Source organism: Lacinutrix gracilariae (genome assembly GCF_042684485.1).
Taxonomy (GTDB): domain Bacteria; phylum Bacteroidota; class Bacteroidia; order Flavobacteriales; family Flavobacteriaceae; genus Oceanihabitans; species Oceanihabitans gracilariae.
This window is the reverse complement of the sequence record NZ_JBHULM010000011.1, coordinates 1,671,984-1,692,396: the sequence shown is the minus strand read 5'-3', so window position 1 is coordinate 1,692,396 and position 20,413 is coordinate 1,671,984. Positions and strand designations below refer to the sequence as shown.

Below are 20,413 nucleotides of genomic sequence, written 5' to 3'. Positions count from 1 at the left end.
TTAAACAATTAAAGGCAATCCTTTTTTTATGAATATTAAGATTACAGGTACTGGTAGCTATATACCTAGTACCATAGAAAAAAACGAAGATTTTTATAATCACGAATTTTTAAATGCAAACGGCTCTAAAATTAACAGTACTAATGAAGTTATTGTTAAAAAATTTAAAGCAATAACAGGTATTCAAGAAAGGCGATACATAAAACCAGAATTAACTAATTCTGACATTGCTTTTTATGCAGCAGAAAAAGCCATAGCAGATGCTAAAATTGACAAAGAAAGTCTAGATTATATCATTGTTGCTCATAATTATGGTGATATAAAGTACAATACAGAGCAGAGTGATACAGTACCTAGTATAGCGTCACGTGTAAAACATTTATTACAAATTAAAAACCCAAAATGCGTTGGTTACGACCTGCTTTTTGGTTGCCCTGGATGGATTCAAGGACTTATTCAAGCGAAAGCATTTATTGACGCAGGAATAGCTAAACGCTGTTTAGTAATAGGCTCTGAAACCCTTTCTCGTGTGATAGATAAACACGATAGAGATTCTATGATATATAGTGATGGTGCTGGCGCTGTTATTATTGAAGAAACTACAGAAGAAGGCGGAATTATTAGTCACAACGCTGCCACTTTTGCTTTAGACGAAGCACACTTTATTTATTTTGGCGAAACCAATAAACAGGAAGATTCTAGCCATCGTAAATACATAAAAATGTATGGTAGAAAAATTTATGAATTTGCTTTAAACAACGTGCCTTTAGCTTTAAAATCTTGTTTAGAAAAAAGTGAATACTCCATAAATGATGTCAAAAAAATACTAATCCATCAAGCTAATGAAAAGATGGACGAAGCAATTGTAGAACGTTTCTACAAGCTTTATGACATGAAAATGCCTGAAGGTATTATGCCAATGTCTATAAACATGCTTGGTAACTCAAGTGTTGCAACGGTTCCTACTTTATACGACCTAATTTTAAAAGGAAAACTGGAAAATCAAGAGATAAAAAAAGGAGATATCATTATGTTTGCAAGTGTTGGTGCTGGTATGAATATTAACGCCATAGTGTACAAGCACTAGTTGTAAAATTATGGACTTTTAAAAGTTTGCGCTTACGCGGAAAACAAATATGTACGAACAAACATTTCCTCATAAAAGATATAAGCTTACCTATCAATTTTTAGAAAAACACATTTCTAAATCAGAATCTATTTTAGATTTAGGTATAGAAAATCCTTTTACTAAAATTTTAAAAAACAACAATTATTCGGTTACCAACACCAAAGGAGAAGATTTAGACCTAGATACGACAAACATAGAAAATGCCGAAGCTACAGTTGTTACAGCTTTTGAAATTTTTGAACATCTACTCTCTCCTTTTACTGTTTTAAAAGCCATACAAGCAGATAAACTTGTAATAAGTGTACCACTTAAATTATGGTTTTCTTCGGCATACAGAAGCAAAACAGATCCATGGGATAGACATTACCATGAGTTTGAAGATTGGCAACTAGATTGGTTATTAGAAAAAGCAGGATGGAAAATTATAGACAGACAAAAATGGACCAATCCTACAAAAAAAATTGGAATTAGACCCATTTTACGTTGGTTTACACCAAGGTATTATATAGTGTATGCCGAAAAAATTAGTTAATCTACAACTACTAAAAAAACAAAATTCCAAATTTTAAAACTTACTAATATAGTTTTGGAATTTGGAATTTTAATATTGTAATTTGTTTTATGAATATTTCTATTGTCATTCCTGCGCATAACGAAGAAAAGTATATTGCACAAACATTACACTCCTTAGCAAAACAAACGCTACAGCCTAAAGAAATAGTGGTTGTTAATGATAACTCATCAGACAACACTAAAAGTATTGTTGAAGACTTTCAGAAAAAATACCATTTTATAAAATTAATAAACACCACCTCATCTAACAAGCATTTACCTGGAACAAAAATTATAAATGCGTTCTATAAAGGCTATACTATTTTAGACACTAATTATGATGTAATTTGCAAGTTTGATGCAGATTTAATATTTCCTAAAAACTACTTAGAACAATTAGCAAAGCACTTTCAAGCAGACCCTAAGCTAGGCATGGCTGCAGGTTTTTGTTATATTGAAAAAAACAACCAATGGGTTTTAGAAAACCTAACTAGAAAAGACCATATTCGTGGTGCATTAAAAGCCTATAAAAAAGAATGTTTTGAGCAAATAGGAAAACTAAAATCTTCTATGGGTTGGGATACTGTAGACGAGCTATTATCTAAATATTACGATTGGAAATTACTAACCGACGAAACACTACATGTAAAGCATTTAAAACCAACAGGAATTAGCTACAACAAAGCCTCTAAACACATGCAAGGTGAAGCTATGTATAAAATGCGTTATGGTTTTACAATTACACTTATTTCTGCATTAAAATTAGCTTACAAAAAAGGAAGTTTTGCTTTATTTAAAGATTATATGTCTGGTTATTTTAAAGCAAAAAACAACAAAACGGAATATCTAGTAACCCAAGAACAAGGTGCTTTTATTAGAAAATTACGTTGGGACGGAATGCTTAAAAAATTAAAATAAAGGGTATACTAAGAAGTACAATTGAAGCCTTTAAAAACTCCAATTACTATACACTGCAGAAGCCTCTAACCTATTTTCAACAGTATCCTCTAATTGAGAAAAGAAATCAATTCCTGTACGTTTTTCTATTTCATCTACAGATACTACAAACTTGTATAAAGGCTCTTTAGATTCTTTATGATCTAACAAAAACGCAAGCATTTTAGCTTCGCCTGAATTAACATCTATCAATACTTTGTAAAATTGATTTGGTACAGCTACTTTCTCCTCACCAATAGTTTTCATTTTTCCATTTAATATTCCTCCAGAAACTACAAATACGCCATCGTACTTATTTGCCCAATAGCGTGTTTTTTGTTCTAACCTATTCCAAACACCAGCATTAAAATCATGCTTTTGCGGAGTAATATTACTTGTTAAAAAAGTTTCATCATGTGCTGCTTGACTATATTTCCTGTCGCCTGCAGGACAAAGATGCCCTCGATCATAACCCGAATTTTTATAGTTTCGCCAATGTGCAGCTCCTGTTTTTACAGCCTTATCTATTTCAAAATATGGACGTTTAAAATTGGTATTAGATAAGTGTGATTTTTTTAACTCGTAGGCAACCCATTCTGGTTGCTCATGGGTTTCGCTATAACTTAAGCTGTAGCCTTCATGATGTACAACCTGTCCTGTTGTACTAGTTGGTAAAAAATACTCGTTGGTATTTGTTTTTGCAGTAGCGCCTTGCGCAACAACTTGTTCTTCTACTTGCTGATCAAAGTAAGCATCATACCCATAAACAGCAACTAGAATTATAATAGCAATTATGGAATATATTTTTTTATTCATTTAAATAAAAACCTACAAGACTTCACATGCCTTGTAGGTTATTGTATTTTTTATTTTAAACTAGCTAAGCTACTTTTTAAGGTTTCAATCTTAGCCAAAGCATCTGCTTCTTTTTTCTTTTCTGAAGCTACAACTTGTTCTGGTGCTCCTGCAACAAAACGCTCGTTAGAAAGTTTCTTTTGTACCGATTTTAAGAAACCTTCAGTATACGTTAACTCTTCGGTAAGTTTTTTAATTTCTGCTTCTACATCAATAGCACCTTCCATAGGAATAAAGTACTCGTTAGATTTTACTCTAAAGGTTAAAGCTCCTTCAACTGGTTCAGACACATATTCTATAGCTTCTAAGTTTCCTAGTTTTGCAATTACTGCATCAAATGCTGTATTTACATTTTCATTGTTTATAACAGAAAAACCAATAGCATCTTTAAACGCAATATTCTTTTCTTTTCTAACGGTTCTAATTCCTGAAATTACTTCCGAAGCAAACTCAAACTGAGAAATAATCTCTTCATTTACTGGCTTTACTTCTGGCCATTTCGCTACTATTAATGCTTCTTCTGGAGTTCTTTCTGCAATATATTGCCAAATATCTTCAGTTAAGAAAGGCATAAATGGATGTAATATTTTTAAGTTATCTTCAAAAATAGCCATCACTTTATTGTAAGTCGCTGCATCAATTGGTTGTTGATATGCTGGTTTTACTATCTCTAATAACCAACCACAAAAATCATCATAAATCAATTTATAGATTGCCATTAATGCATCACTTAAACGGTATTTACTAAAGTGGTCTTCAATTTCTACTAATGCTGTACTAAACTTTGCTTGGTACCAATCTAATGCAATTTTGCTAGATTCTGGTTGCTCAATAGCATCACTTACACTCCATAAATTAGTTAAGTTAAAGGCATTCCAAATTTTGTTTCCAAAACCTTTTCCTTGTTGGCAAAGCGCTTCGTCAAACATTAAATCGTTTCCTGCTGCACTACTTAATAGCAACCCAACACGAACTCCATCTGCACTATAATCTTCAATAAGTTTTAACGCATCTGGTGAGTTTCCTAAAGATTTACTCATTTTACGACGTTGCTTATCACGTACTAAACCTGTTAAATACACATTGTTGAATGGTTTTTGGTCTTTGTACTCATAACCAGCAATAATCATACGTGCTACCCAAAAGAATAAAATATCTGGTCCTGTTACTAAATCGTTAGTTGGATAGTAGTATTTTATTTCTTCGTTTTCTGGATTACGTATACCATCAAAAACAGACATTGGCCATAACCAAGAGCTAAACCAAGTATCTAAAGCATCTGTATCTTGTTTTAAATCTTCGGCTTTTAAATCTGCTTTTCCTGTAACTTTTTTTGCTTTTTCTAGAGCTAACTCCATAGTTTCAGCAACTACAAAATCTTCTTTTCCGTCGCCATAGAAATAGGCAGGTATTTGTTGTCCCCAAAGTAATTGACGTGAGATATTCCAATCGCGAATATTCTCCATCCAATGACGATAAGTATTTTCAAATTTCTTTGGAAATAATTTAATTTCAGCATCTTCTCCTAAAACTGCTTCAATAGCTGGTTTTACAAGGTCTTCCATTTTCAAGAACCATTGATCACTTAATCGTGGTTCAATAACCGCTTTAGTACGTTCTGATGTACCTACTTTATTTAAATGTGTTTCTGTTTTAATTAAAGCACCAATAGCTTCTAATTCTTTAGCTACTGTTTTTCTTGCTACAAAACGATCTTGTCCTTCAAATTGCAACCCAAAGCTATTTAAGCTAGCATCTTCATTAAAAATATCTATTACTTCTAAATTGTGCTTATCACCAAGGTTTTTATCATTTTCGTCATGAGCAGGAGTTACTTTTAAGCAACCTGTACCAAATTCTACATCTACATATTCGTCTTCAATAATTGGTATAACGCGATTACAAATTGGCACGATGGCTTTCTTTCCACGTAAGTATGTAAAACGCTCATCTTCTGGATTAATACATATTGCAGTATCACCAAAAATAGTTTCTGGACGTGTGGTTGCAATGGTTAGTGTATCATCACTTCCTTCAATTTTATAATTGATATAGTATAAATTTCCTTGACGTTCTTCATGTATTACTTCTTCATCAGACAAAGTAGTTTTAGCCTCAGGATCCCAGTTTACCATTCGGTAACCTCTATATATCAATCCTTTTTCGTGTAAATCAACAAATACTTTTATTACAGCTTCAGACATGTCATCATCCATTGTAAATTTGGTTCTGTCCCAATCACAAGAACATCCTAATTTTTTAAGTTGTTCAAGAATTACACCACCATATTCTTCGGTCCACTCCCAAGCGTGCTCTAAAAACTCTTCTCTTGTTAAATCATTTTTATCTATTCCTTGTTCCTTTAATTTAGCAACAACTTTAGCTTCTGTTGCAATAGATGCGTGATCTGTTCCAGGTACCCAACATGCATTTTTACCTAACAAACGCGCTCTACGTATAAGAACATCTTGTATGGTATTATTAAGCATGTGTCCCATGTGTAAAACTCCAGTTACATTTGGTGGAGGAATTACAATGGTATATGGTTCTCTTTCGTCTGGTGTAGAATGAAAATAGTTATTTGCTGTCCAGTAGCTGTACCATTTATTTTCTACACTTTTTGCATCATATTTTGATGGAATGTTCATACTTTGGAATAGTTTTTGAATAATATCATGCAAAAGTACTTATAATTTATATTTTGAAAAATATTAATACGGTTTAATGTACCTTTAAGAAGAATGTTTTTATTAAGATTAAAGGTAATACAACTAATATTTTTGCAGAATGTATTAAAAGTAGTTAGATTTACAATAACATTAAAAACAGAAACCAAATAAACAACTTATTTACAACTGTTTAAAAACTAAAGAATAGGAATCATTTAAATAATAGCAAGATGAAACAGTTAATTACAATTTTATTTATCGGAATATTTAGCTTTTCAATGGCTGCGCAAGAAAAAGTAGCAAAAATTGAATTTAAAGAAACGACAGTAGACTATGGTACCATAGAAAAAGGAGCAGATGGCGTTAGAACATTTGAGTTTACCAATACAGGAAATGCACCTTTAATTATTTCTAAAGTATCTTCTAGTTGTGGTTGTACTGTACCCAAAAAACCAGATGGACCTATTTTACCAGGAGAAACTGGAGAAATACAAGTTAAGTATGACACCAAACGTGTAATGCCTATTAGAAAAACAATTACAGTACTTTCTAATGCAGAAACACCAACTGTAGCATTAAAAATAAAAGGAGAAGTTATTGATCCGGATAAAACTAGTGTTCTTGAAAAAAGAAAAAAAAGCGTAATGGAAAATTAAATTTCTGTAACCACAATATTTAAAAGGTTGTTTACTGCATAGTAAACAACCTTTTTTTATTAAAATACTTTTTTTAATGTAAATTTAAAATCTAGTTGTTTCCCTAATCTATCTACTTTTAATTTAATTGTCTTTCCTTCCTTTTCATAAAAATATTGGGTACACTTTTGAAGTGTTAAACCATACGTTTCTTTTCCGTTTATTTTTAAAACAATATCTCCTATTTGTAGTCCTGCTTTTTCTGCTGGAGAGTTTTCACGCAACTCTACAATGGTATAAGCTGGTTTTACAGAAAGTTTATAACTAGCATTGTAAACTACTCTTGTTTCATCATTATTGATGGCCTTAGCGTCATTTAAAGTGGTAATTCTAGTTGAATTATCTTTCTCTCGCACCAACCTAATACCATTTTGCTCTAGCTCTATTCCGCTTTTGTTATAGCTAAAATCATCATTAAAAAATTTACTTTTTTTAAGTAAAACGGATGATTTTTTATAATTAAAAACAACATGAAATCTTTTTAAAACATTACCTGCAAGGCTTCCGTTTCTATCTTTATGGTTTCTTGCAAAAGAAATAGACGTAGAGTCTGGAAAAGCAACATTAGCATTATGCAACGTAAAACTGTTTATAGTAAAAGCATCTACTTTAGAACGTTTTCCGTAAACGCTTCCGCTTAATCCATGGCCTAAAAAATCGGTAAAATAAGCTTCCTTTACATGTATACCTAAAGAAGTATTTTCAAACAACCATATAGAATCACTTCCGCCAGAATCTATTAATAACTTAACTGGTATTTGTTTAGCATCTATAGTTACTTCTGCATTTATATATGGTTTTTTATTATAAAAATACAAAGGTAATATTTCGCATTTTTTACATTTTTTTTGCTTGTATGTTTCGCTTTCAAAAATCTTTATGGTTTTTGAAACATAGTTAATTTTAACCACCAAATCTTTAAAAAAATCATAACCAATAATACCATGAATTGGTATTCCTAATTTTGGCGCAAAATCTAATTTAGAATTATAGACTACAAATAAATCTTGATTAACACTAACAGCCTCTCCTATTTGTATTACATTATTTTTAGACCGCAAAGCTTCAACAGGTTCTCCTTCTCCTAAACCACGAATTACAATTTTTTGAGCATTTTTAATCTTTAATGTTTCATTGACATTAAAAATATTAAATAAAATAGGCTTACTTACTCCTGTATCTAGAATAAAAGATAATTCTACACCATTTATTTTAACCGGAATTATAACTAAATTATTAATTAATTTAAACTTTATCTTATCGGTTTTCTTTTTATTTTGAATAACAAAAGGGCTCTGAGATAAGCCTAAAAAGGAAATCCCAAATAGTAATACAAAAGTAAAAACTACTCTTTTCATGATAAAAAAAATAACGCCCTTATCAATTTACGAATCTTTCTTCTTAAAACCGTATTTTATTACTTTTTAAAAAAACTTTGATTTAATTTTCGCAACTTTGCACTTTAATACATATAAGATGCCAGCAATTTCAAAAAAAGGGCAATTAATGCCACAATCGCCAATTAGAAAGCTAGTTCCTTTTGCAGAGGAAGCTACTAAAAACGGGAAGACTATATACTATTTAAATATTGGACAACCAGATATCAAAACACCTCAAATAGCCTTAGATGCTGTTAAAGTGCACTCTCTGGAAGTCTTAGCATATACAAGATCTGAAGGTTCTGAAGAATACAGAAGAAAAATAGCAAACTACTATTCAGACAAAGACATTGAGGTAAACCATGATGATATTATTGTAACCACAGGTGGTAGTGAAGCTTTACTTTTTGCCTTTGGAAGCATTATGGATGTGGATGATGAAATTATTATTCCAGAACCATTTTATGCAAACTACAATGGGTTTTCAACTTCCTCTGGAATAAATGTTGTTCCTGTAATATCTAAAATTGAAGATAATTTTGCATTACCTGCAATTGAAGAATTTGAAAAACTGATAACTCCAAAAACCAAAGCTATACTTATTTGTAACCCAGGAAACCCTACAGGTTATTTATATTCTAAAGAAGAAATTAAAAAACTTGCTACAATAGTAAAAAAGCATGATTTGTTTTTAATTGCAGATGAAGTGTATAGAGAATTTACCTATGATGGTAATACACACTACTCTATCATGCAAGAAGAAGGATTAGAAAATCATGCAATAATGATTGATTCTGTATCTAAAAGATATAGTATGTGTGGCGCAAGAATTGGTTGTTTAGTTTCTAAAAACAAAGATGTTATACAAACGGCTTTAAAATTTGCTCAAGCAAGACTAAGCCCTCCTACTTTAGCACAAATTGCTAGTGAAGCAGCTTTAGGTACACCACAAAGCTATTTTGACGATGTAATTGAAGAATACGTAGAAAGACGTAACGTTTTAATTGAAGAGCTACAAAAAATAGAAGGCGTACAAGTTGCAACACCTAAAGGAGCTTTTTATTGTATTGCACAACTACCTGTAAAAAACAGTGATGCATTTGCACAATGGCTTCTAGAAAACTTTGACGTAAACGGAGAAACCGTTATGGTAGCACCTGCTGCTGGTTTTTACTCTACTCCTGGAGTTGGTTTAAACCAAATACGTATTGCTTACGTACTAAAAAAAGAAAGCTTAATCAAAGCTGTACATATTATAAAAGAAGCTCTTAAAGTTTATAAAGACTAGTGCAAATACAACATAACATATCTTTAAAAAAGCACAATACTTTTGGTATAGATGCTAAAGCAAAACACTTTGTTGCTATAGATTCTGTAGCGCATTTAAAAAACGTACTTCAACTACCAGAATATACCGAAAGGTTTATTCTTGGTGGAGGAAGTAATATGCTACTCACCAAAGATATCGATGCTTTAGTTATGCACATTCAACTAAAAGGGAAAACCATTGTAAGCCAAGACGAAACATCGGTTTTAGTTAAAGCACAAGCTGGCGAAAACTGGCATGAATTTGTACTGTGGTGTTTACAAAATGACTTTGGAGGCTTAGAAAACCTATCCTTAATTCCTGGAAATGTTGGTACAGCTCCTATACAAAACATTGGTGCTTATGGCATCGAGCTAAAAGACGCTTTTGTTTCTTGCGAAGCTGTAGAAATTGAAACACTAAAGACCAAGACTTTTACCAACGAAGCTTGTAACTTTGCCTATAGAAATTCTGTTTTCAAACAAGAATTAAAAGGAAAATATATCATTACAAACGTAACGTTTAAACTCACCAAAAAAAACCATACTTTACATACTAATTATGGTGCCATCACGAATGAGTTAGAAAAAATGAATGTAGAAAACCCTACCATTCAAGATGTTTCTAAAGCAGTAATTGCAATTCGTGAAAGCAAATTACCAAACCCAAAAGAAATAGGAAATAGCGGAAGCTTTTTTAAAAACCCTATAATTTCTTTAAACGATTTTAAAAAATTAAAAGAAAATTTTCCTGAAGTACCCAACTACCCAGTTTCAAGTACATCTGTAAAAATACCTGCTGGTTGGCTTATAGAAAAAGCAGGCTTTAAAGGAAAGCGTTTTGGTAACTATGGCGTACATAAAAACCAAGCTTTGGTATTGGTAAATTACAACGATGCTAAAGGAATAGAGATCTTAAAACTATCACAATTAATACAACAAACAATTAATCGTATCTTTAATATAAATATAGAAGCAGAAGTAAATATTATATAAATATCAAATAAATATATAACTTTGGTTTTATATAAGTTAGTTAAACACTAAACAAAAAGACCTTTTGAACACACCAATAGAACAACAAATAGTTAGTTTACTTAAAGAAGGCGACAAAAAGGCCATTACTTTGTTGTACCAAAATTACTCAGATACGCTATTTGGTGTCATATCAAAAGTTATTTCTGATCCAGATTTAGCACAAGATGCCTTACAAGAAACATTTATCAAGGTTTGGAAAAAAGCTCATACCTATGATAGAAAAAAAGCAAAACTATTTACTTGGTTATATAGAATTGCATACAACACTGCAATAGATAAAGTTAGATCTGTATCAAATAAACAAAGTAAAGAAGTCCAAATTGAAAATTCTAACGTATATAAAATAACAAGCAATAGTTTAAATCAAGACGTAATTGATATTAAAAAACATCTAAAAAGCATTGATGAAAAATATCAAATAGTAATAAACGCGCTCTTTTTTGAAGGTATGACGCAACAAGAAGCAAGTGACGAATTAAACATTCCGCTTGGTACAATAAAATCAAGATTAAAAATAGGATTACGTGAATTAAAAAAGATTTACAATCCAGAAACAAAAAAGTCATGAATGATAAAATAATTACATTTTTAAATTCAGATCTATTAGACAAATACCTAGTAGGCAGCACTAGCAATGAAGAAACTGCTAAGGTAGAAGCTTACATTTCTAAATATCCAGAAGTTAAAGATGCATACAGTACTTTACAGCGCAATCTAGAGATTGTTGCTAAAAGTAATGCCATAGAAGCACCAAAAGGCTTATTAGACAATATCCTTTCTGAACTTGACGAAAAGCCAGTGGTTACATTACAGCAACCTGCTTCTAAACAAAGAATTTGGTATAAGTTTAGTATAGCTGCAAGTATAGCTGCATTCGTTTTTGCAGGATCTACGCTTATGTTTTACTTAAACAATCAAGACCTACTGCAAGAAAATGATGTGATTGCAGATGAAATTTTTGACCTACGTAGTGATATCGAAAAAAACAACAAAATGTTAAGCGATATTATGCAACAGTTTAAACAGCTTAACAATCCAGAAACCCAAAAATATATTATAAAGGGAAATGAAAGAGCTAAAAATTTAAAAACTGTAGCTTATATAAATCCTATTGATAAAACTTCTATGATAGACGTGGTTTCTTTACCACAACTACCAGAAGAACAATGCTACCAAATTTGGGCAGAAGTACAAGATAAAATGGTTAGCTTAGGTATATTAAATGAATCTGATAGCCAACTAATACCTTTACCTTATACAGAAAACGCATTAGGTTTAAACATAACAATAGAACCTAAAGGAGGTAATAAAAACGCTTCTATAGAAAAATCTGTAGCAGAAATTAGCTTAAAAAAATAAATCACTTTTCACTATAAAATCAAAAAGCCTCGTTTTAAAAAGCGAGGCTTTTTTTGTATAACCATTACTTAAAAAGTAGTATCTTTGTAAAAATAATTTAGAACATTACACACATGAAACTACTAGCAATAACATTAGTACTTTTAGGTATAGCAATAGCAGGAATAGCAATTAAAATTTGGGCAAAAAAAGATGGTAAATTTGCAGGTACATGTGCTAGCCAAAACCCTATGTTAAATAAAGAAGGAGAATCTTGTGGCTTTTGCGGTAAAACTCCAGATCAATACAAAGATTGTAGCGAACCTCAACATTCTTAATACTGCATGATTATACTGAATATTGTCTTCTACGCATTTATTGCAGTAGTAGGTATTCAACTAATATATTATCTTTTCTTATTTTCAAAATTTGCTTTTTTAAATCCGCAAACAGAAACACCAAAAAACATTGCTGTTTCAGTTATCATTTGCGCTAAAAATGAATCTGAAAATTTAAAGAAATTTCTTCCGCATATATTAAATCAAGAATATCCAGACTTTGAAGTAGTTTTAATAAACGACAACTCTCATGATGACACCTTAGACATCATGGAAGAATTTGCTGCAAAGCACAACAATATTAAAATAGTAAATGTTGTACCTACAGAAGCATTTTTTGGCAACAAAAAGTATGCTTTAACATTGGGTATAAAAGCATCAAAAAACGACTATTTACTATTTACAGATGCAGACTGTATACCAAATTCAAAATACTGGATACAAGAAATATCTTCGCATTTTAAAACCTCAAAAAGCATTGTCTTGGGCTATGGAGCCTACGCTAAAATAAAAAAGTCTTTTTTAAATAAATTAATAAGGTTTGAAACCCTTTTAACGGCTTTACAATATTTTTCTTTTGCCAAATCTGGAATCCCTTTTATGGGTGTTGGCAGAAACTTAGCCTATAAAAAAGAAGAGTTTTTTAAAGCTAACGGATTCATTAACCATATAAAAGTGCGCTCTGGTGACGATGATTTATTTATAAATCAAATTGCAACAAAAACCAATACTAGTATTTGTTTTACTAAAAATAGTTTTACTATTTCTAATCCTAAAACAACACTTAAAGACTGGATTTTACAAAAAAGAAGACACGTCTCAACAGCTAAGTACTACAAGCCTTTACATAAATCTTTACTTGCTCTTTTTTATATTTCGCAGTTTTTATTTTGGTCTTTAGCACTAACACTACTCATTACAACACATGCTTGGCAACTAGTTTTACCTTTATTTACTTTAAGACTACTTGTTTTCTACATAGTATTTGGCAAAACTTCTAAAAAACTAGATGAAAAAGATCTTGTTTTTTTCCTGCCTTTTTTAGAGATTTTTTTAATTGGCATGCAATTAACTATATTTATAACCAATCTTATTGCAAAACCTAAATATTGGAAATAGAAGAAGCCATACAACAAGCTAAAAAAAACGAACAAAAAGCATTTAATTTTTTATTAAACACCTTTTGGGATGACGTTTATGGTTTTCAGTTAAAACGTATTCAAAATGAAAACGATGCAGAAGATGTAACCATTCAAACTTTTTCTAAAGCTTTTGATAAAATTGAAACCTATAACACAGATTATAAGTTTAAAACGTGGCTGATTACTATTTCTAAAAACATTCATATAGATATATTAAGAAAAGAAAAACGATCGGTTTCTACACAAATATCTAAAGATGATGAAAGCGCTGTGTTTCAAATTCTAGACGAAACACCTTCCGTGGAAGACAAACTTATTACAGAACAAAATTTAGCAAAATTACTTCGCGATATAAAAAAGTTAAAACCGCATTATCAAGAAGTGATTAATCTTAGATACTTTCAAGAATTAAGTTATAAAGAAATTTCTACAAAATTAGAGGAACCTATTAATAATGTTAAGGTAAAACTCTTAAGAGCTAAAAAATTATTAGCAGAAATTATTCAAAAAAAATAATGTCAAAGCTTTTAAAAAAACTTGGACCAGGATTACTATTTGCAGGAGCTGCAATTGGTGTTTCTCATTTAGTACAATCTACAAGAGCTGGAGCAGATTTCGGACTTGGTTTACTTTGGGCATTATTGGTAGTTAATTTATTTAAATATCCTTTTTTTCAATTCGGACCTCGTTATGCTTCGGCAACTGGTGAGAGTCTTTTACATGGTTATAAAAAACTAGGCAAAGGGGTTTTGGTCTTTTATTTTATACTCAACATAGCAACCATGTTTACCATACAAGCTGCTGTTACTATTGTTACTGCAGGCTTAGCTACAACCCTTTTTGGTGATTTTATTGATCTAAAAACCTGGACCATTATAATTTTATGCATTTGTTTAGTCATACTGTTTATAGGTAAGTATAAGTTATTAGATAGGCTAATGAAAATTATCATTATCATACTTACCATAAGCACACTAATAGCTGTTGTTTTTGCTTTTTACAAACAAGATGCTAGCTTGTCGTTTACTCAAGTACTTCCAAAAAACAGTATAGAAATTGCTTTTCTTATTGCTTTTATGGGTTGGATGCCTGCACCTTTAGATGTGGCTGTTTGGCAATCTTTATGGACCATTGAAAAACAAAAAGACGAAAAAGAATACACACCAAAATCGGCTCTATTAGATTACAACATTGGCTATGTGGTAGCCATATTTTTAGGCATTAGTTTTCTTTTACTCGGCTATTTAGTCATGTATCATAGTGGTAATACTTTTAGTGCTTCTGCTGCTGTTTTTTCTAATCAGTTAATAGAAATGTATACCAAAAGTCTTGGTAGTTGGGCATATATTGTAATTGGTATTGCTGCGTTTACAACCATGTTTAGCACGACACTAACTACATTAGATGCTTCGCCAAGAGCTATGAATAAAACCATGGAATTACTAACAAACAAGCCTTTTAACAAAGGGTATTTAGCATGGATTATCTTTCTTGTTATTGGTAGTATAATAATCTTTTTTTATTTCGCTTCAGAAATGGGTTTACTTATAAAAATAGCAACCATTTTATCTTTTTTAACAGCTCCTTTTTACGCCATTATAAACTATATACTCATTAGTGGTAAACATACTCCTAAAGAATGGCATCCTACAAAAGCACTACATGTTTTAAGCATATTAGGTATTATATTTTTAATAGGATTTAGTATTTGGTATATCACTATTCTATAAAGGCTTTTTTTATAGAATACTTTGTATCTTTGCACTTAGAAATTACAAAGTAAATGGAAACAAAAACTGCTTCAAATATATTGCCAGATCGTCAACCAAAACCAAAATGGCTTCGTGTAAAGTTACCTACAGGTAAAAAATATACAGAACTTCGTGGTTTAGTAGACAAGTACAAACTAAATACCATTTGCGCTTCAGGAAGTTGCCCAAATATGGGAGAATGTTGGGGAGAAGGTACAGCTACATTTATGATACTTGGTAACGTTTGTACACGTTCTTGTGGTTTTTGTGGTGTAAAAACAGGAAGACCAGAAACTGTAGATTGGGATGAACCTGAAAAAGTAGCACGTTCTATTAAAATAATGAACATTAAACACGCGGTTTTAACAAGTGTAGATCGTGATGATTTAAAAGACATGGGAAGCATTATGTGGAGCGAAACCGTAAAAGCGGTTAGAAGAATGAATCCTGAAACTACTCTAGAAACGCTTATTCCAGATTTTCAAGGAATAGAACTACATATCGATAGAATTATTGATGTTGCTCCAGAAGTGGTTTCGCATAATATTGAAACCGTAAGACGCTTAACGCGTGAAGTACGTATTCAAGCTAAATACGACAGAAGTTTAGGCGTATTAAAATACCTAAAACAACAAGGACAAAGACGTACAAAGTCTGGTATTATGCTAGGACTAGGTGAAACTAGAGAAGAAGTTATAGAAACATTACATGATTTAAAAGCTAATGATGTAGATGTTGTTACCATTGGTCAATACTTACAACCTAGTAAAAAGCACTTACCTGTAAAGCAGTTTATTAATCCAGATCAATTTGAAGAATATAAAGAAATAGGTTTATCTCTAGGTTTTCGTCATGTAGAAAGTAGCGCTTTAGTTCGTTCTTCATACAAAGCCCAAAAACATATTAACTAATGGTTAATGTTGCAATAAATGGTTTTGGAAGAATAGGTAGACGTGTTTTTAGATTATTACAAAACAATCCAAACATTCAAGTAGTTGCTATAAATGATTTAGCAGACACAAAAACTTTAAGTCATTTACTAAAATATGATAGTATTCATGGCATTTTTCATGAAGACGTTTCTTGTAACAAAGAGCATATCATTGTTAATGGTAAAAATATTCCGCTATTAAATAACCAGCAAATAGAATCTATTAATTGGAAACCGTTTCATGTAGATTTTGTTATTGAAGCTACAGGAAAATTTAAAACTCAAGAGCTTCTTAACCTGCATATAAAAAATGGAGCAAAACGCGTTATTTTAAGCGTTCCTCCTATGGATGACACGATTAAAACAGTAGTTTTAGGTGTCAATGAATCTATTTTAGATGGTAACGAAAAAATAATTTCTAACGCTTCGTGTACTACCAACAATGCTGCACCAATGATTGCCATAATGAAAGAGCTTTGTGGCATTAAACAAGCATACATTACAACAGTACACTCCTACACTACAGACCAAAGTTTACATGATCAACCGCATCGCGATTTACGTCGTGCAAGAGCTGCTGGTCAATCTATAGTACCAACTACAACAGGAGCTGCAAAAGCCTTAACAAAAATATTTCCAGATTTATCTAGCGTTATAGGTGGCTGTGGTATTAGAGTTCCTGTAGCCAATGGCTCACTTACAGACATTACTTTTAATGTTGAAAAACAAGTAACTATAGAGCAAATTAACAATGCTTTTAAAACAGCCTCACAAAACAAATACAAAGGCATTTTAGAATATACCGAAGACCCAATAGTATCTATAGATATAGTAGGCAACACCCATTCTTGTATTTTTGATGCACAAATGACATCTACTATAGGAAATATGGTGAAAATTATTGGTTGGTATGATAATGAAACAGGATATTCTAGCAGAATTATTGATTTAATTAGCAATTTATCGATAAATAATTAACTTTTATCGAATATATAATTATATTTGTTACTATTACAGTTTAAACATGTTCCGAATCAACTGCTATATATGTGCTATTATAATGTTGTTGAGTTACAGTGGCTTTGCGCAAGAAGCTACTACTCAAGAAGAAGAATCTATACAACAAAATGTAGAGAATCTTATTAGGCTAGCCCAAAAAGACTTAGAAAGCGCAAACTACTTTGATGCACAGAAAGAACTTGAAAATGCCCTTGTTTATGCAACTACTATTGGCGACAAAAAAAGCATAGGAATTATACATTCTAAGCTTGGAAAAATTCAATATATCTTAGAAGAACCCAATGAAGCTATCAAGCATTTAACTCAGGCTGTTGCTACACAACGTATTGCTGCAGATAGAATTAACCTTGCAGAATCTTATAAAACCTTTGGTAATGTGTATGTTGCTAAAAAAGAATACACTACAGCTTTAGACTATTATACTTCTTCAAAAAATCTTTTTGAACAAGAAGGCTTAAATGAGTTTGTTGCAGAAGTAGAGCTTAATGAAGGCCAAACCTATCTAGCTTTAGAAGATTACAAAAAAGCTAAATTATATTTTGAAAATGCTTTAGCCTTATCTAGTAGGTTTAACCTAAAAAAAATTCATAGTAGCGCTCAAATAAACCTTGGTATAGTTCACGCTAAACTTAACAACTTAAGTAAAGCTATAGAAATTACTAATAATGGAGTTAATGAAGCTAACAACAATGATTTTGACAATATTTTAAGCGAAGGATACCTAGTTTTAAGTGATTTAAATCACAAAACAGAAAACTATAAACTGGCAAATGAATATTTAAAAAAACACATTCAGATTTCCGATTCGCTTTTAAATGTTAAAAGACAAAACGTATCACCAGAAAAACGTGTAGAGTTTTTATTAAAAAACCAAACCGAATACCACAGACAGCAAGCTGCAGATCTTGAAGAACTTCAAAACTCTAAAAACCTTAGCAAATTAACTGCTATTTTAAGTGTAGCATTAATTACCATTTTGTCTTTATTAACCTTATCCTTATACAAAAACAACAGGATTAGGTTAAAAACAAATAACATGTTACATAAAAAAAATGGCGAACTAATTCTTGCTAAAGAAAAAGCAGAATTAGCATCTAAAACCAAAGCCAACTTTTTGTCTACTGTAACGCATGAATTAAGAACACCTTTATATGCCGTTACTGGTTTAAGTAATATGCTTCTTGATGAAAACCCTAAACCAGAACAAATTCAGCATTTAAAATCTTTGAAATTTTCAGGAGATTACTTGTTAACTTTTATAAATGATATACTTCAAATAAATAAAATAGAAGCAAACAAAGTAGAGATTGAACCAGAAGTATTCAATTTAAAAAAGAAAGTGGCTAATGTTATAGCAGCATTAAACAACTCTGCTATAGATAACGATATAAAAATACACTTTGAATACGATAAAAACTTACCTGAAAACTTTAATGCAGACCAACTAAAAATATCTCAAATACTAATTAACCTTATTGGCAACTCTATTAAGTTTACAAAAGATGGTGATATTTGGGTTAGAGTCTATATGATTAATAAAACTGCAGATAGTTATTCGGTACGTTTTGAAATAGAAGACAACGGAATTGGTATAAGTAAAGAAAAACAAGAACACATGTTTGAAAGTTTCTCACAAGGATCTATTCAAATTAACAGAAAATATGGTGGTACTGGTTTAGGTCTTTCTATTGTAAAAGGATTAATAGATATTTTAAAAGGAAAAATTTATCTAAAAAGTGAACTAGGTAAAGGTTCTAACTTTATTTTTGAAATTCCTTTAAAACATACAGATGAAGTAATTAAAGAGGAAGAAAGCAAAAAGAATTATTTTAAAGATATTAGTGAAATAGAATTGAGTACCATAAAAATTCTAGTGGTTGAAGACAACAAAATCAACCAAATGATTACTAAAAAAATCCTTAATAAAATGAATCTTAATTGTGACATTGTTGATAATGGCGAAGATGCTGTTGAACAAGTAAAAACCACAAATTATGATGTTGTTTTAATGGATATTCATATGCCAGGAATTAGCGGACTTGAAGCTACTAAAATAATTAAAGGCTTTAATAAAGATCTTACCATATTTGCTTTAACAGCTGTAACTCTAGAAGATAAAATGCAAGAATTTGAAGATGCAGGTTTTGATGCTATTATATCTAAACCTTTTAAGCAAGAAGACTTTGAAAAGAAATTATACCAAGCTTTAATTAAAGACGAGATATCTACTAAGTAGACACAAAATCTAAAACACTACTATTAAAAGCCTCTGCGTTATCTAATTCAACCTCAATAGGCAGATAAAACACTTTATCTTGTAAATTAAAAGGCAACAATCTAACGTAATCTTTTTCGGTAGTTACAATAAATTTCTGTGCGCTAAACAAGGCTATATCTTCATCTGTAAAGTCATAATGATCTTTATAATGTAAATGCGTAAAATCTAATCCTTTTCCTTTTAAATAATTTACTAAAGGAGTAGCATTTGCAATACCTGTTACTAAGGTAAAATTTGGCAATGCTTCTAGCTTATACTTTGTATTTTCAGAGTAAACCACATCAGAATAACGTATAGAACTAAAAAAAACTTGTTGGTTAGCCTTAGGTTGTATTTGCTTTATAACCTTCTCTTTTTCTAGAGCATTTAAATTTTCAGGACATTTAGTTACTACAATACAATCTGCTCGCTTGGCTCCTGCTCTAGGCTCTCGCAAATCACCTGTTGGTAAAACCCAATCTTTGGTATATAAATTATTATAGGTAGTTAATAAAATATAAAAACCAGCCTGTACTTTTCTGTGTTGGTAAGCGTCATCTAATAAAACAACCTCAGGAGCTTGCTCTTGTTGCATTAATTGCGAAATTCCGTTTTGTCTATCGGCATCTACAGCAACAGCAATAGCGTTTTTAAATTTTCTATAAAACTGAAACGGCTCATCTCCTAGCATTTTAGCAGATGCATTGGTATCTGCCAAATAAAAACCTTCACTACTCCTTTTATATCCTCTACTTAAGGTAGCAATGTGTTTTTTATCTTTAAGAAGCCTAATTAAATACTCTACCATTGGTGTTTTTCCTGTACCACCAACACTTAAATTACCAACTGCTATTACAGGAAAATCATAAGATTTAGATGTAAAAAAACCAATATCATAAAAATAATTACGCAACCAAGTTACAGCATAGTAAATGGGTACAATAGGAAATAAAATATAGCGTAAAAATTTCATTAGTGTAAAATCACAAGTGGTTACATTTAAAATACAAAGAAAAGACTTTTTTTATGTAGTAACCTGAGACAATAAACAAAAAATAAAATCCACTAGCTGAAACTA

At 31.1% G+C, this 20,413-nt stretch carries 19 protein-coding genes; 15 read left to right on the top strand and 4 right to left on the bottom strand.

Translation table 11 applies throughout. The features are described 5' to 3' along the window. The first annotated feature begins 28 nt into the window (after nt 1-28). The 3 genes from ACFSSB_RS14400 to ACFSSB_RS14390 all read left to right on the top strand — a co-directional run bounded on the left by ACFSSB_RS14400 (nt 29) and on the right by ACFSSB_RS14390 (nt 2,599). A complete protein-coding gene (locus tag ACFSSB_RS14400; protein WP_379905480.1) occupies nt 29-1,087 on the top strand; it encodes a 3-oxoacyl-ACP synthase III family protein in 1,059 nt (352 codons plus the stop codon). A gap of 49 nt (nt 1,088-1,136) precedes the next feature. After that, the gene (locus tag ACFSSB_RS14395; RefSeq protein WP_379905478.1) at nt 1,137-1,661 is read left to right on the top strand and encodes a methyltransferase; all 525 of its coding nucleotides are present in this window, start codon (nt 1,137-1,139) and stop codon (nt 1,659-1,661) included. A gap of 89 nt (nt 1,662-1,750) precedes the next feature. After that, nucleotides 1,751-2,599 (top strand): glycosyltransferase family 2 protein, encoded by an 849-nt coding sequence (locus ACFSSB_RS14390; protein WP_379905476.1) that lies wholly within the window; start codon nt 1,751-1,753, stop codon nt 2,597-2,599. A gap of 30 nt (nt 2,600-2,629) precedes the next feature. On the opposite strand, the gene ACFSSB_RS14385 is transcribed toward ACFSSB_RS14390, so the two are convergent. Together ACFSSB_RS14385 and ACFSSB_RS14380 are read right to left on the bottom strand one after the other, a co-directional pair. Beyond that, on the bottom strand, nt 2,630-3,433 hold the full coding sequence (locus tag ACFSSB_RS14385) for a DNA/RNA non-specific endonuclease (RefSeq protein ID WP_379905474.1): 804 nt from the start codon (nt 3,431-3,433) through the stop codon (nt 2,630-2,632). A gap of 50 nt (nt 3,434-3,483) precedes the next feature. After that, complete coding sequence (locus ACFSSB_RS14380) at nt 3,484-6,120, bottom strand: valine--tRNA ligase (protein WP_379905472.1); 2,637 nt, start codon at nt 6,118-6,120, stop codon at nt 3,484-3,486. A gap of 251 nt (nt 6,121-6,371) precedes the next feature. Between ACFSSB_RS14380 and ACFSSB_RS14375 the strand changes: the two genes are divergently transcribed. Next, nucleotides 6,372-6,797 (top strand): DUF1573 domain-containing protein, encoded by a 426-nt coding sequence (locus tag ACFSSB_RS14375; protein WP_379905470.1) that lies wholly within the window; start codon nt 6,372-6,374, stop codon nt 6,795-6,797. Nucleotides 6,798-6,856: 59 nt separating this feature from the next. On the opposite strand, the gene ACFSSB_RS14370 is transcribed toward ACFSSB_RS14375, so the two are convergent. Next, complete coding sequence (locus ACFSSB_RS14370) at nt 6,857-8,194, bottom strand: aspartyl protease family protein (RefSeq protein WP_379905468.1); 1,338 nt, start codon at nt 8,192-8,194, stop codon at nt 6,857-6,859. A gap of 118 nt (nt 8,195-8,312) precedes the next feature. On the opposite strand from ACFSSB_RS14370, the gene ACFSSB_RS14365 reads away from it, so the two are divergent. The 11 genes from ACFSSB_RS14365 to ACFSSB_RS14315 all read left to right on the top strand — a co-directional run bounded on the left by ACFSSB_RS14365 (nt 8,313) and on the right by ACFSSB_RS14315 (nt 19,314). Continuing rightward, a complete protein-coding gene (locus ACFSSB_RS14365) occupies nt 8,313-9,503 on the top strand; it encodes a pyridoxal phosphate-dependent aminotransferase (RefSeq protein ID WP_379905465.1) in 1,191 nt (396 codons plus the stop codon). Continuing rightward, nucleotides 9,503-10,516, top strand: a complete 1,014-nt coding sequence (gene murB / locus ACFSSB_RS14360) for a UDP-N-acetylmuramate dehydrogenase (protein WP_379905463.1) — start codon at nt 9,503-9,505, stop codon at nt 10,514-10,516. The genes ACFSSB_RS14365 and murB overlap by 1 nt, the downstream gene beginning before the upstream one ends. Before the next feature lie 64 nt (nt 10,517-10,580). Then, the gene (locus ACFSSB_RS14355) at nt 10,581-11,126 is read left to right on the top strand and encodes an RNA polymerase sigma factor (protein ID WP_379905461.1); all 546 of its coding nucleotides are present in this window, start codon (nt 10,581-10,583) and stop codon (nt 11,124-11,126) included. Continuing rightward, nucleotides 11,123-11,917 carry an anti-sigma factor gene (locus tag ACFSSB_RS14350; protein WP_379905459.1) on the top strand — a complete coding sequence of 265 codons (795 nt, stop codon included), beginning with the start codon at nt 11,123-11,125 and terminating at the stop codon, nt 11,915-11,917. The genes ACFSSB_RS14355 and ACFSSB_RS14350 overlap by 4 nt, the downstream gene beginning before the upstream one ends. A gap of 113 nt (nt 11,918-12,030) precedes the next feature. Next, a complete protein-coding gene (locus ACFSSB_RS14345; protein WP_379905457.1) occupies nt 12,031-12,234 on the top strand; it encodes a membrane or secreted protein in 204 nt (67 codons plus the stop codon). Between the two features lie 6 nt (nt 12,235-12,240). Beyond that, complete coding sequence (locus ACFSSB_RS14340; RefSeq protein ID WP_379905455.1) at nt 12,241-13,353, top strand: glycosyltransferase; 1,113 nt, start codon at nt 12,241-12,243, stop codon at nt 13,351-13,353. After that, complete coding sequence (locus ACFSSB_RS14335) at nt 13,344-13,892, top strand: RNA polymerase sigma factor (RefSeq protein ID WP_379905452.1); 549 nt, start codon at nt 13,344-13,346, stop codon at nt 13,890-13,892. Before ACFSSB_RS14340 ends, ACFSSB_RS14335 begins: the two co-directional genes overlap by 10 nt. After that, on the top strand, nt 13,892-15,106 hold the full coding sequence (locus tag ACFSSB_RS14330) for an Nramp family divalent metal transporter (RefSeq protein WP_379905450.1): 1,215 nt from the start codon (nt 13,892-13,894) through the stop codon (nt 15,104-15,106). The genes ACFSSB_RS14335 and ACFSSB_RS14330 overlap by 1 nt, the downstream gene beginning before the upstream one ends. A 53-nt stretch (nt 15,107-15,159) precedes the next feature. Beyond that, entirely contained in the window at nt 15,160-16,038 is an 879-nt protein-coding gene (gene lipA, locus ACFSSB_RS14325) for a lipoyl synthase (protein WP_379905448.1), read from the top strand. Beyond that, nucleotides 16,038-17,036, top strand: coding sequence for a type I glyceraldehyde-3-phosphate dehydrogenase (gene gap, locus ACFSSB_RS14320; RefSeq protein WP_379905446.1), 999 nt, complete (start codon nt 16,038-16,040; stop codon nt 17,034-17,036). Before lipA ends, gap begins: the two co-directional genes overlap by 1 nt. 46 nt (nt 17,037-17,082) lie before the next feature. Beyond that, nucleotides 17,083-19,314, top strand: a complete 2,232-nt coding sequence (locus ACFSSB_RS14315) for an ATP-binding protein (protein WP_379905444.1) — start codon at nt 17,083-17,085, stop codon at nt 19,312-19,314. Here ACFSSB_RS14315 and lpxK read toward each other — a convergent pair. Beyond that, the gene (gene lpxK, locus ACFSSB_RS14310) at nt 19,307-20,308 is read right to left on the bottom strand and encodes a tetraacyldisaccharide 4'-kinase (protein WP_379905442.1); all 1,002 of its coding nucleotides are present in this window, start codon (nt 20,306-20,308) and stop codon (nt 19,307-19,309) included. The genes ACFSSB_RS14315 and lpxK overlap by 8 nt on opposite strands. Between the last annotated feature and the right edge of the window lie 105 nt (nt 20,309-20,413).

Coding starts and splice junctions, on each gene's coding strand:
- ACFSSB_RS14395 (WP_379905478.1), top strand. CDS start 1,137: ATGTACGAACAAACATTTCCTCATAAAAGATATAAGCTTACCTATCAA.
- ACFSSB_RS14315 (WP_379905444.1), top strand. CDS start 17,083: ATGTTCCGAATCAACTGCTATATATGTGCTATTATAATGTTGTTGAGT.
- lipA (WP_379905448.1), top strand. CDS start 15,160: ATGGAAACAAAAACTGCTTCAAATATATTGCCAGATCGTCAACCAAAA.
- ACFSSB_RS14365 (WP_379905465.1), top strand. CDS start 8,313: ATGCCAGCAATTTCAAAAAAAGGGCAATTAATGCCACAATCGCCAATT.
- lpxK (WP_379905442.1), bottom strand. CDS start 20,308: ATGAAATTTTTACGCTATATTTTATTTCCTATTGTACCCATTTACTAT.
- ACFSSB_RS14380 (WP_379905472.1), bottom strand. CDS start 6,120: ATGAACATTCCATCAAAATATGATGCAAAAAGTGTAGAAAATAAATGG.
- ACFSSB_RS14370 (WP_379905468.1), bottom strand. CDS start 8,194: ATGAAAAGAGTAGTTTTTACTTTTGTATTACTATTTGGGATTTCCTTT.
- ACFSSB_RS14390 (WP_379905476.1), top strand. CDS start 1,751: ATGAATATTTCTATTGTCATTCCTGCGCATAACGAAGAAAAGTATATT.
- gap (WP_379905446.1), top strand. CDS start 16,038: ATGGTTAATGTTGCAATAAATGGTTTTGGAAGAATAGGTAGACGTGTT.
- ACFSSB_RS14345 (WP_379905457.1), top strand. CDS start 12,031: ATGAAACTACTAGCAATAACATTAGTACTTTTAGGTATAGCAATAGCA.
- ACFSSB_RS14385 (WP_379905474.1), bottom strand. CDS start 3,433: ATGAATAAAAAAATATATTCCATAATTGCTATTATAATTCTAGTTGCT.
- ACFSSB_RS14340 (WP_379905455.1), top strand. CDS start 12,241: ATGATTATACTGAATATTGTCTTCTACGCATTTATTGCAGTAGTAGGT.
- ACFSSB_RS14350 (WP_379905459.1), top strand. CDS start 11,123: ATGAATGATAAAATAATTACATTTTTAAATTCAGATCTATTAGACAAA.
- ACFSSB_RS14330 (WP_379905450.1), top strand. CDS start 13,892: ATGTCAAAGCTTTTAAAAAAACTTGGACCAGGATTACTATTTGCAGGA.
- ACFSSB_RS14400 (WP_379905480.1), top strand. CDS start 29: ATGAATATTAAGATTACAGGTACTGGTAGCTATATACCTAGTACCATA.
- ACFSSB_RS14375 (WP_379905470.1), top strand. CDS start 6,372: ATGAAACAGTTAATTACAATTTTATTTATCGGAATATTTAGCTTTTCA.